This window comes from Streptomyces sp. NPDC051315, from assembly GCF_044455165.1.
Classification (GTDB): domain Bacteria; phylum Actinomycetota; class Actinomycetes; order Streptomycetales; family Streptomycetaceae; genus Streptomyces.
The window spans coordinates 98,479-110,017 of the sequence record NZ_JBITEN010000020.1 but is presented as its reverse complement, the minus strand read 5'-3'; the positions used below and the strand labels follow the sequence as shown (position 1 = coordinate 110,017).

The following is an 11,539-nucleotide window of genomic DNA, read 5'->3' as shown; positions in this document are numbered from 1 at the left end:
CCTTGTGACCAGCGCGGGTGATCCGGCCACCGCCGCCATCGAGGCCCTGGACGCCGCGTTCGCGGAGACGGTGCGCGGGACCGGCGCGGCCATCGGAGCGCTGTACCTGCTCTCACCGGACGAGCAGCTGCTGTGCCTGGACGTGCTGTGCGGGGCGCCGTCCGGGATGGCCGACCCGTGGACCAGGGTGTCGATGGCCGCGCCCGCCCCGGTGGCCGACGCCGTCCGGGAGGACCGCCTGGTGTGGCTGGGCAGCCTGGGGCAGATGGCCCACTTCTACCCGCGCACCGCGATGGCGCTTCCCTACCCGCTGGCGCTGGTCGCCGCGCCGGTCACGGGCGTCCGGCGGTGGGGCGCCCTGCTGCTGATGTGGCCGGCCACCCGCCCGTCGCACATGACCCGGCGGGAGCGCAGCCACATCGCGTCCCGGTGCCGACGTCTGGCCCGCCTGGTCGAGGATGCCGTCGAGCACGGCAAGCCCCCGCCCTGCGACGGCCGGCCCCGGGTGCTCCCCGCCGGAACCGGTGACCGGTTCGCGACCCCGGTGATGGCCACCGCCGACTTCATCGAGCGTCTGCCCGGCGGCAGCTGCGCCCTGGACCTGGAGGGTCGCTTCACCTACCTCAGCTCCGGTGCCTGCGTCCTGCTGGACCGCACCGCCGGTCAGCTGCTGGGCACCCTGCCGTGGCAGTCCCTGCGCTGGCTGGACGACCCCACCTACGAGGACCGCTACCGTGCCGCGGTGATCAGCCGCGAACCCGTCGCCTTCACCGCGTGCCGACCCCCCGACCGGTGGCTGGACTTCCACCTCTACCCGGACGCCAGCGGTATCAGCGTCCGCATCGTCCCCACCGGCGCACAGCCCCCGCCCTGGCCGGCGCCCCACCGCTCCCCCCACCCGGCCACCCCGGCCCGCGCCGGTCAGCTCTACCAGCTCACGCACCTCGCGGCCGCCCTGACCGAGGTCGTCGGCGTCCAGGACGTGGTCGACATGGTCGCCGACGAGATCATGCCGGCCTTCGGTGCCGACGGCCTGGTCCTGTCCACCGCGGAAGCCGGCCGGCTGCACATCACCGGGTTCCGCGGTTACGCCCCCGACGTCATCGAACGACTCGACGCCCTTCCCCTCGACACCTCCTTCACCCCGGCCGGGCGTGCCCTCGGCAGCGGTATCCCCGCGTTCTTCTCCTCCCCGGGGGAGATGCGGCGCATCTATCCCGAGGCGCCCCTGATCAGCGGCAAGCAGGCCTGGGCCTTCCTGCCGCTGATCGTCTCCGGCCGCGCGGTCGGCATCTGCATCCTGTCCTACGACCACCCCCGCGAGTTCCCGGCCGAGGAGCGCGCCGTCATGACGTCGCTCGCCGGGCTCGTCGCCCAGGCACTCGACCGCGCCCGCCTGTACGACACCAAGCACGACCTCGCCCACGGCCTCCAGGAGGCGCTGCTCCCGCGCACCCTTCCCACGGTCGGCGGACTGCGGGTCGCCGCCCGCTATCTGCCCGCCACCCGGGGGATGGACATCGGCGGGGACTTCTACGACGTGATCCGGCTCGGCGACACCGCCGCCGCGGCCGTCATCGGGGACGTCCAGGGCCACAACGTCGCCGCCGCCGCCCTGATGGGACAGGTGCGCACCGGGGTGCACGCCCACGCGGCCCTCGGCACGGCCCCCGACCAGGTCCTGGCCAGGACCAACCGGCTCCTCACCGATCTCGGCCCCGACCTGTTCACCAGCTGCCTGTACGCCCATCTCGACTTCGCCGGGCGGCGGGTGACCCTGGCCAGCGCCGGCCACCCGCCGCCCCTGCTGCGCCTGCCCGACGGCGACACCCGGCCCGTCGACGTCCCGCCCGGACCGCTCCTGGGCATCGACCCCGACGCCGACTTCCCCCTGACCGAGATCCCGCTCGTCCCGGGGATGATGCTCGCCTTCTACACCGACGGTCTCATCGAGACACCGGGCGTCGACCTGGACGATTCCATCTCCCGGCTCGCCGCCCACCTCGCCCACGCCGACGAGCGCGATCTGGACCGGCTCATCGACGACCTGGTGAGCGGGGCGGGCTCGAGCGGGCAGCGCACCGACGACATCGCGCTCCTGGTGCTGCACCATGCCGCGGCGGCGGTCAGGGGTGGCTGACGGGGTGGGCCACGTCGGTGGCGGAGTCGGACGGGCCGCCGCGGTCGTCGATCGCGTGCCGGATGGTGCCCGTGCCGCCCGGCGAGACGGTCCGGCCTCGCGGATCCGCACGAGACCGTCCGCCACCACGCGGTGCTCGGTCTCACGCGCCGGGTGAGGGCGGCCGGCGGGCCGGCGGGGGAGTGCCCGGAACGGCTGTCCGCCCTCGCCGCGGACCCTCCCCGTGGTTGCGGCGGGCCGCCGCCCGGTTGCCGGCGACCCTCGCCGCCGGCACGGACGACCGACCGCACCCCTCGGCCGTTCCGGAGAAGGGCACGCGGCGACGTCCGCCGACCGGCGGTCGCCGCGCGCCCTCACTCCCGGAACCGGGTCACGCCGGACGCGGGCCGCGTCTCACCGGCGCGTCCCCGTACCCACCAGCTCGGGCAGCGGGTTGACGAGGCCGTCGCCCGGTGTCTGCCGCTGGGCGGAGGGCCCGGTCGGCCACACCGCGGGGCAGTGGGTGCCCTTGCGGGGCGCCTTCAGGGTGATGAGGTACGTGTCGATCGCGTCCCGTGCGCACGGGCTCAGCCAGTAGTCACCGTGGCCGACGCCGTCGTACGTGAGGAACACGGCCTCACGGCCGATCTGGCGGGCCGCGTTGGAGCCCCAGGAGTGCGGGGTGGCCACGTCGTAGCGGCTGTTGGTCACCAGGATGGGCGGGGTGCCGTCGACACGGAGCCGGTGCGGTGGGTTGGTCACCTCGGTCGGCCAGTTCTGGCAGCCCGTCAGGTCGGTCCAGGCGAGCGAGCTGAGACGGGTGACGGGCGCCAGACGCGCCAGTTCGCGCTCGAAGCGGGCGAGCGTGGCGTACGACGGCACGTCGAAGTCGTAGTCCTGGCACATCACCGGCAGGTACGCGAACTCCGTCGGCTCCCCGCGCTTCCTGAGCGACCGCGCCGCCGCGGGGTCGGCGGCGTCGAAGTAGGCGAGGTCCTCGGCGAACTGCCACCAGGAGGCCGGGTCGTACATGGCGCCGAAGGCGATGATCTGGAGGTCCTGGGTGGTGACGGTGTAGGGCGGGTCGCCCGGCAGGACCAGTTCGCCGGCGTCGGCCCGCCGGTAGAGCGCGTCGAACAGGGCGCGGGCGTCCCGGCCGTGGAGCGCGCAGGACGCCGTGCGGGCGCACCAGTCGGCGAACTGGCCGTACGACTCCTCCATCGCGACGGTCTCGGTCCGCTGGTAGGCCCACGGGTCGAGGCTGTGGTCCATGTTCGAGTCGAGGGTCATCGCGCGGACGCGGTGCGGGTAGCGCTCGGCGTACTGCTGGCCGATGCCGGTGCCGTAGGAGACGCCGTAGTAGCTGATCCGCTTCTCGCCGAGGCCGACGCGGATGGCCTCCATGTCACGGATGACGCTCGCGGTGTCCATGTGGCCGACGAGGGCGCCGGTGAGGTCGAGGCAGTTCTCGCCGAGCGCGCGGTTCGCCTCGCGGAGGGCGGCGAAGGAGGCGGCACTGTCGGGGTGCAGCAGCGTGGCCTGCGCGGCCACCCGGTCCTCGTCGCACCGCACCGGGTTGCTCAGCCCCACGCCACGCGGGTCGAAGCCGACTATGTCGAAACGCTCGAGCAGGCCGGGAGAGAAGGAGCCGGGGGCGCTGAACGCGAAGTCCACTCCGGAGCCACCCGGCCCACCGGGGTTGATCAGCAGCGAGCCGATACGGCGCTCCGGGTCGGTGGCCAGGTGCCGGGCGAGCGCCAGATCGATGGTGGCGCCCCGTGGCCGCTTCCAGTCCACGGGCACCGTGAGGGTGGCGCACTCGAAGCCGCCCTCACCCGAGGGCGGCGTGCACGGTTTCCAGGCGATGTGTCCGGGGGACGGGGCACCGGTCGAGGGCGCGGCGACCGCGGGACCGGTGAGTAACTGGCCGAACAACGCGGTGACCAGGGCCCCGAGGGCCAGTCTCCGGCGCCCCTTGGAGCGCGCGGCCGGTGGGGGGTTGGAAGGCAAGGATGTTCCTCCATGCAGCGGGGTTCACAGACGGAACACAGCATGGTGTGAAGATCCTTGCGCGACAAGGACGTTGCTGGTCAGTGGAGTTCGGCTGATCCGGGAGCGGAGCCCCGGCCGGTCAGGCCCTCCCGTGCGCCTCCTGCGAGCGCCGGGAGAGCGAGTCGATGACGACCGCGGCGAAGAGGACTCCGCCCGTGATCACGAACTGGACGGCGGCGGGTGTGTCCGTGATCGCCATGCCGGAGGCGATGGACTGGATCACCAGCATGCCGAGCACCGCGGACCAGGTCGTACCGCGTCCCCCGAACAGGCTGGTGCCGCCGATCACGGCCGCCGCGATCGCGTTGAGCAGCAGGACGCCGGAGCCCGAGTTCTGGCTCACCGAGGTGATGCGCGAGGCGAGGAACAGACCGCCGACCGCGGCCATGGTGCCCGACACCGCGAGCACCGCGGTCTGCACGCGGATCACGCTGAGGCTGGCCCGGCGGGCCGCCTCGACACCGCCGCCGAGCGCGTAGACCTGCCGCCCGTAGTGGGTGTGCCGGAGCACGATGTCGAGGCCCGCCACCACCGTCAGGAAGATCAGGAGGGCGAGCGGCAGCCCCTGGAACCGGTTGAGCAGGTACGCGACGGTGAAGGCGATCACCGCGACCGATCCGGTGCGGACCGTGACGGAGCGGACCGAGCGGTGCGGCATGCCCATGGCCCTGCGGCGCCGCCGGTCCAGGTGGGTGACGAGGAAGACCGCGCCCGCGCTGACCACCGCCAGGCCGTAGGCGACGGCGTCGTGGGTGAAGTAGTAGCTGGTCAACCTGGCGACCAGCCCGTTCTCGTCGAGGTTGATGGTGCCGCTGGTCCCGAGGATGGACAGCATGAGGCCGTTCCAGGTCAGCAGCCCTGCCAGCGTGACGACGAACGCCGGTACCCGGGCCTTGGCGAAGGAGTAGCCCTGGACGGTGCCCGCCACGGTGCCCGCGAGCACCCCGATGACCAGGGCGAGCCATTCCGGCACCCCGTGGTTGACGTTCAGGACGGCGAAGACGGCCGCCGCGAGGCCGCTGATCGAGCCGACCGACAGGTCGAGCTCACCGAGCAGCAGCACGAAGACGATGCCGACCGCGATCAGTCCCGTCCCCACGATGTCCACGCTGAGGTTGGACAGGTTCCGCGGGGAGAGGAAGTTCTCGTTGAGGGACTGGAAGATGATCCAGACCACGGCGAGGACGAGAACGACGGGGAGCGAGCCCGTCTCACCGGCGCTCAGTCTGCGCCGGAAGGAGGCGATGCCGCCCCGCACGGCCCGTACGACGGTCCGCCCGTGCCCCGGCCGGCGCCCGTGCGCGTCGGGTGTGACGGGCGCGGCCCGGTCGGTGTCCGCCGTGTCGCGCGTCCCTTTCACCACGCCGCCTCCTGGGGGGCCGGCCGGCGCGGCACGTTCTCCGTGGCGCCGGTGATGGAGGAGATGATCTGCTCCTGGGACGCGGTGTTCACGTCGAAGAAGCCGTTGTTGCGGCCGAGCCGCAGCACGGCGGCCCGGTCCGCGAGCGCCTTGACGTCCCCCATGTTGTGACTGATCAGCAGCACTCCCAGACCGCGGTCGCGCAGCCGGTCGACGAGGTCCAGCACCTCGGTGGTCTGTCGGAACCCCAGTGCCGCGGTCGGCTCGTCCAGGAGGAGGACCCGCGGGTCGGCGAGGAGCGAGCGGGCGATGGCGACCGTCTGCCGCTGCCCGCTGGACAGGGAGACGAGGGGGGCGCGCAGATCGGGGAGGTCCTGGGTCAGGCGCTCCAGCAGCTGCCTGGTGCGGCGCTCCATCTCCACCTCGTCGAGGAACCCGAACCGGCGGATCTCCCGCCCGAGGAACAGGTTGCCGACGACGTCGAGGTTCCCGCACAGCGCGAGATCCTGGTAGACGGTGGCGATCCCGAGGTCCCGGGCGTCGTGGGGGCGCTTGATGTGGACCGGCCGGCCCTCCCACTCGACGGCGCCCCGGTCGGCGGGGGCGACCCCGGAGATCACCTTGACCAGGGTGGACTTGCCGGCCCCGTTGTCGCCCAGCAGGGCGACGACCTGGCCGGCGTGGATCTCGAGCTCGATGTCCTTGAGCACCTCGACGATGCCGAAGCGCTTGCACACACCGTGGAGCGCCAGCAAGGGGGGAGTCAGCACGCGAACCATCTCCTTCCCGCGGTCCGGAATCCGGCCGGAGCCCGCCCGTCAGGTGAGTCCGGCCCTGGAACAGGCGGCCCCGAGGCGGGCCGTGCAGATCTGCTGCACGGTGTAGACGCCGTCCTTCACCAAGGTCTCCTTGATGTTGTCGACGGTCACGGTCAGGGGAGACAGCATGACGGCGGGAACGGTCTCCCCGCTGTGCGTCCTCACGGTGTCCGTGGTCACCCGGTCGAGGCTCTCACCGCGGGCCGCCGCCACGGCCATGGCGGCGCCGCCGGTCGCCTCGGGGGCGAACGGCTTGTACACGGTCATGTACTGATGGCCGCTGACGATGCGCCGGACGGCGCCCAGCTCGGCGTCCTGCCCGGTGACGGGGGGCAGCGGGTCCACCTTGTTCGCCCGGAGCGCGGAGATGCTGCCGGCGGCGAGGCCGTCGTTGGCCGCGTACACGCCGTCGATGTTTCCGGCGCCGAGGGCGGAGATCGCGCCGGACATGTTCATGTGCGCGGACTCCGTCCTCCACTGGAGGGTGTCGTACGCCTTTCCGATCTTCACCCGGCCCGTGAGGACGGACAGCGCGCCCTTCTTGAACGACACGGCGTTGGGGTCGCTGGGGTCGCCGTTCAGCATCACGATCTGGCCGTCCGACACGTTCTCACCCATGCCCTCCAGCAGGGCCCTGCCCTGGAGCCGGCCGACCTCCTCGCCGTCGAAGGAGACATAGCCCGAGATCGGTCCCTCCACGAGCCGGTCGTAGGCGATGACGGGGATGCCCGCCTCGTCCGCCTTCCTGACCGCGGCGCCGAGCGACCGGGCGTCCACGGCGACCAGCACGAGGGCGTCGAGCCCCTTGGCGATCATCGAGTTCATCTGCTCCTGCTGGATGGCCACCTCGTTCTTCGCGTTGGCGTGCTCGACCTCGCACTCCTCGCACAGCTCCCTGATCTCCTTCTCGAGCAGGGGCCGGTCCTGCGTCTCCCAGCGAGCCGTGGTGGCGTCGGGCAGCAGCAGACCGATTTCCGGCCCGTTCCCTCCACCGGAGTCGGCTCCGGTGCCCGTCCCGCAGGCCGTGAGGGCGACGGCCGTCGAGACCGCGGTCAGGGCCAGGGCCACGTCCCGGATGCGGGCCCTCATACGGCAGACCTCCCTTCGACCGGCCCCCGCCGCGATGTCCGGGCGTCCCCTCGGGCGGGACCGGCGCGGGGTGCGGACGCGGGCACGGCGCGACCGCCGGTCGGCGTCGAGGAGGCGCGGACGGGGCGGTGGGGCCGTACCGGCGGCAGTCGGCGGGGCGCGACGGGGCGGGCGGCCCGAACGGCCACGCGAGCGCCCCGGCCGAGCCGGACCACCGCGTCGGCGTGGACGCTCGGCCGAGGCCGCGGCGCTCGTGGAGCAGCCGACAGACGACGACGCGGGCGCCGACCGTCCGCCTGGAACGCGCCGCGCGGATGCGGCAAGACGGCCACGTCGTCAGTGTGACACCGGCCGCGGTGATCTGCGAACGCAGTGCAGCCACCCGATCTGTCTGCTTCATCCGTATATGCGATTCTGGTGGGTGGGTGCCGGATCCCCACCTGCCGACACCCGTTGCCTGTACGGGGAGGTAGGTCGCGGACATGCCTCATGACGGCCGTACCGGGTCCCGGGTCTGGGAGCCGTCGGCTCCCGAGACCCGCCCCGCGGACCCGGGGGCACCCCCTCCGACGCCCGGGTCCACCGCGAGCGAACGGGCCCTGACCTTCGCCGGAGCGGCGCTGGCGGCCGTCTACCTGCTCGACCGGCAGAGCGCGGAGCTGCGGCTGGCCGAAACGGCCGGATGCGCGCCGTCGGCGTACGGACTGCCGGAGCGTCCGGCCCTGTCGGGCGGTTCCCCCATGGCCCACGCCCTCCGTACGAACCGGGCCCGGTGGCTCAACTCCGCCGCGCTCGGCGCCTACGGCGAGGGAGCGCCGGCACGGGCGGACGTGTCGCTCGCCGTGCTGCCGCTCGGCACGGAGAGCGCACGGCTGGGCTGCCTCGTCGTGGTGGGGACCGACGCGCAGGGCTTCGAGGCCGAGCGACGGCGCTTCCTGGAGCGGTACGCCGACGCGGTCACCGGCCTGCTGCACACCGGCGCCGGCCGCCCCGGACCGTCGTCGCTGCTCGGCCCCGCCCTGCGGAACCTGGGCGTCGGCTCGTTCGCCCTGGTGCCGGACATCGGCCAGGTCGAGGCGGACGAGACCCTGCTCGAACTCGTCGGGATCGAGCCGGACACCTTCGACGGCAAGGCGGAGACCCTGCTCGCGCACGCCCTGCCGGAGGACATGCACGCGCTGATGTCGGTCCTCGAACCGTCCACCCAGACGTTCGGCCGGCGTGAACTGGATTTCCGAGTCCGCTGCCCCACGGGTGAGACCCGCTGGCTGAGCCTGTGGTGCCACGTGGTGACGAGAGCCGACGACCTGCCGGAGCAGGTGCTGGGGGTGGTGACGGCGGCCTCGGTCCTGCGCCGTGGCGCCGACGACGTCTCCCGGATCCAGTGGCTGACCGCCGAGCTCGACGAGGCCGCGACCGCACGGGACGTCGGCCGCATCGTGGTCACCGCGCTGCGTGACCAGCTGGGCGCCGACCGGGTGGCCCTCGCCGAGACGCAGGGCGACCGGCTCACGGTCGGCGTGCTCCACCCGCCGGAACCCGCCGCGTGGCCCGAGGCCTGGCGTTCCGCCTGGCGCGCGGAGCGGCCCGGCGTACCGGCCGGCGTCCTGTCCGCCCTCCGGGCGACCCTGCGGGACGGCCGCATGGAACTGTGGCCGGCCAGGACGGCGTTCGAAGAATCCGGTCTCGCGGGTGTCGGCACCGGCGGTCTGGCCGTCCTGCCGCTGCCCGCCAAGGGCCGGGTCGTGGGCCTGTGCCTGGCCGGCTGGGACCAGCCGCACGAGTTCGTCCCCGAGGAACGGTCCTTCCTGACCGCCGCCGCGGCGCTCGCCGGGCAGGCCCTCGTACGTGCCCACGTGCACGACGCGGAAGAGGAACTCGCGACGATGCTGCAGCGCAGCCTGCTGCCCCGGCGGCTGCCCGACCTGCCCGGCGGAACGGCCGTCGCCCGCTATCTGCCCGCGCGGCGGGGGCTGCAGGTGGGCGGCGACTGGTACGACGTCATCGCCCTCACCGAGGAGCGCGTGGCGCTGGTCATCGGCGACGTCCAGGGACACAGTGCCGCGGCCGCGACGATCATGGGCCAGATGCGAACGGCGGTCAGGGCCTACGCGGTGGAGGGCCACCCGCCGGACGTGGTGATCTCGCACGCCAACCGGCTCCTGGTCGGCATGGAGACCGACCTGTTCGCCACCTGTTGCTACGCCGAGGTGGACATGGAGGAGGGCACCATCCTGTTCGTCCGTGCCGGACACCTCTCCCCGCTGGTCCGCCACCCCGACGGCAGCACCGAGGAGGTGCAGGTCGAGGGCGGGCCCCCGCTCGGCGTGCTCGCGGAGGCCGATTTCCCCATGACCTCGGTCGCCCTGGCCCCCGGGACGGTGCTCGCCCTGGTCACCGACGGCCTGGTCGAGGCGTCCGACCTGCCCATGGACGACGGCATGCACCGCACGCGCACCGCGCTCGCCGCGGCCGAACCGGCGGACCCCGGGGGCATGGCCGACGCCCTGCTCGGCGACCACGGCCGCCGGGAGGACGATGTGGCGCTGCTGCTGCTGCGCTACGACGGCATGAAGACCCGGCCGATCAAGGCCGGCTGGGCGGTGTGGCGACTGCCCGACGCCGTCATGCACGCCCGCCGCTTCACCGCGCGCACGCTGCGCCGGTGGAAGGTCGAGGACGCGGCCGACGCCGTGCTGCTGGTCGTGTCGGAGCTCGTCACCAACGCCCTGGTGCACACCCAGGGCCCGGTCCGCGTCGACCTGGTGCTGCGCGGGGACCGGGTACGCGTCTGCGTGAGCGACTCCTCGCCGCGCGCGCCCGCCAAGCCGGTGATCGTGGACTGGGAGTCGACCGGCGGACGGGGCCTGCTGCTGGTCGAGGCCATGTCGGACTCCTTCGGCTCGGTGCCGGTGGCCGGCGGCAAGCAGGTGTGGAGCGAGATCGTCGTGCCACGGCGCCGGCCGGCTCAAGTGGACCCGGCGCCGCTGACGCCCGCGGGGGGATCGTCATGAGAACCCGTGCGCGGCAGGCCGCGGCGGCACTCGTCGCCGGACTCATGACGCTGTCCCTGGCCTCCTGCGCCGGGGACGACGCGGGCGGCACGGACGGCTTCAGCGTCGGCCTGCTCCTCCCGAGCCGGGCGCTCCCGCGGTGGGAGCACTCCGACAAACCCCTCATCGAGAAGCGGCTGAAGCAGCTGTGCCCCCGCTGCACCATGGAGTACGCCAACGCCGACAACGACGCGACGCGGCAGCGGCAGCAGATGGTCTCCATGATCACCAAGGGGGTCAAAGTGCTGATCCTCGACGCCGCCGACACCAAGGCGCTCCGTTCCTCGATCCAGGAGGCGCGCAGGGCGGACGTCCCCGTCGTCGCCTACGACCGGCTCGCCGAGGGCCCGATCTCGGGCTACGTCAGCTTCGACGGCGCACAGGTCGGCCGGCTCCAGGGCGAGGCGCTCCTCGCGGCCATGGGCGACAAGGCCGGCACCAGGAACGTCGTCATGATGAACGGCGACCCCACGAGCCCCAACGCGGCGTGGTACCGGAGCGGGGCGCTGTCCGTCCTCACGGGAAAGGTGAAGATCGGCCGGTCCTACGACACCCTGGGCTGGAGCGCGGACAACGCCCACGCCAACATGTCCGCGGCCATCGCGGCCCTCGGCCCGGACCGGATCCACGGTGTCCTCGCCGCCAACGACGGCATCGCCGCGGGAGTCATCGCCGCCCTCAAGAGCGCCGGCGTCAGGAAGCTGCCGCCGGTCACCGGCCAGGACGCCGACCTCGACGCCGTACGGCGCATCGTCAAGGGTGAGCAGTACATGACCGTGTACAAGGCCTTCGACGAGGAGGCCGCGGCCGCCGCCGCCATGGCCGTCGCCCTCGGGCGCGGCGAGGATCCCCGCGACACCGCCACCACGACGACCGACAGCCCGACCACCAGGGACATCCCGTCCGTCCTGCTCACCCCGATCCCGGTCACGGTCGACACCATCGAGCAGACCCTGGTCGAGGACCGCGTGTACACCCTCGACCAGATCTGCACCCCGGCGCTCCGGTCCGCCTGCGAGAAGGCCGGGCTCGGCCGTTAGGGGTGGAC

7 protein-coding genes are annotated in these 11,539 nt (G+C 73.1%); 3 read left to right on the top strand and 4 right to left on the bottom strand.

Annotated elements, in window-relative coordinates:
• Window positions 1-4: 4 nt before the first annotated feature.
• Window positions 5-2,140: a SpoIIE family protein phosphatase gene (locus ACIBBD_RS31420; RefSeq protein WP_399422956.1), complete on the top strand. Its 2,136-nt coding sequence runs from the start codon at window positions 5-7 to the stop codon at window positions 2,138-2,140.
• A gap of 393 nt (window positions 2,141-2,533) precedes the next feature.
• On the opposite strand, the gene ACIBBD_RS31415 is transcribed toward ACIBBD_RS31420, so the two are convergent.
• The 4 genes from ACIBBD_RS31415 to ACIBBD_RS31400 form a co-directional block, all read right to left on the bottom strand.
• Window positions 2,534-4,129, bottom strand: a complete 1,596-nt coding sequence (locus ACIBBD_RS31415) for an alpha/beta hydrolase (RefSeq protein ID WP_399422955.1) — start codon at window positions 4,127-4,129, stop codon at window positions 2,534-2,536.
• Window positions 4,130-4,250: 121 nt separating this feature from the next.
• Complete coding sequence (locus tag ACIBBD_RS31410; RefSeq protein WP_399422954.1) at window positions 4,251-5,534, bottom strand: sugar ABC transporter permease; 1,284 nt, start codon at window positions 5,532-5,534, stop codon at window positions 4,251-4,253.
• On the bottom strand, window positions 5,528-6,310 hold the full coding sequence (locus ACIBBD_RS31405; protein WP_399422953.1) for an ATP-binding cassette domain-containing protein: 783 nt from the start codon (window positions 6,308-6,310) through the stop codon (window positions 5,528-5,530). Before ACIBBD_RS31405 ends, ACIBBD_RS31410 begins: the two co-directional genes overlap by 7 nt.
• Before the next feature lie 39 nt (window positions 6,311-6,349).
• On the bottom strand, window positions 6,350-7,438 hold the full coding sequence (locus tag ACIBBD_RS31400; RefSeq protein WP_399422952.1) for a substrate-binding domain-containing protein: 1,089 nt from the start codon (window positions 7,436-7,438) through the stop codon (window positions 6,350-6,352).
• Between the two features lie 482 nt (window positions 7,439-7,920).
• On the opposite strand from ACIBBD_RS31400, the gene ACIBBD_RS31395 reads away from it, so the two are divergent.
• Together ACIBBD_RS31395 and ACIBBD_RS31390 are read left to right on the top strand one after the other, a co-directional pair.
• The gene (locus tag ACIBBD_RS31395) at window positions 7,921-10,452 is read left to right on the top strand and encodes a SpoIIE family protein phosphatase (RefSeq protein WP_399422951.1); all 2,532 of its coding nucleotides are present in this window, start codon (window positions 7,921-7,923) and stop codon (window positions 10,450-10,452) included.
• Entirely contained in the window at window positions 10,449-11,531 is a 1,083-nt protein-coding gene (locus tag ACIBBD_RS31390; protein ID WP_399422950.1) for a sugar ABC transporter substrate-binding protein, read from the top strand. The genes ACIBBD_RS31395 and ACIBBD_RS31390 overlap by 4 nt, the downstream gene beginning before the upstream one ends.
• The last annotated feature ends 8 nt before the right edge of the window (window positions 11,532-11,539 follow it).

What these genes read in the sequence shown, in the direction of transcription:
- ACIBBD_RS31395 (WP_399422951.1), top strand. Translation starts at nt 7,921, where the DNA reads ATGCCTCATGACGGCCGTACCGGGTCCCGGGTCTGGGAGCCGTCGGCT.
- ACIBBD_RS31390 (WP_399422950.1), top strand. Translation starts at nt 10,449, where the DNA reads ATGAGAACCCGTGCGCGGCAGGCCGCGGCGGCACTCGTCGCCGGACTC.
- ACIBBD_RS31400 (WP_399422952.1), bottom strand. Translation starts at nt 7,438, where the DNA reads ATGAGGGCCCGCATCCGGGACGTGGCCCTGGCCCTGACCGCGGTCTCG.
- ACIBBD_RS31405 (WP_399422953.1), bottom strand. Translation starts at nt 6,310, where the DNA reads ATGGTTCGCGTGCTGACTCCCCCCTTGCTGGCGCTCCACGGTGTGTGC.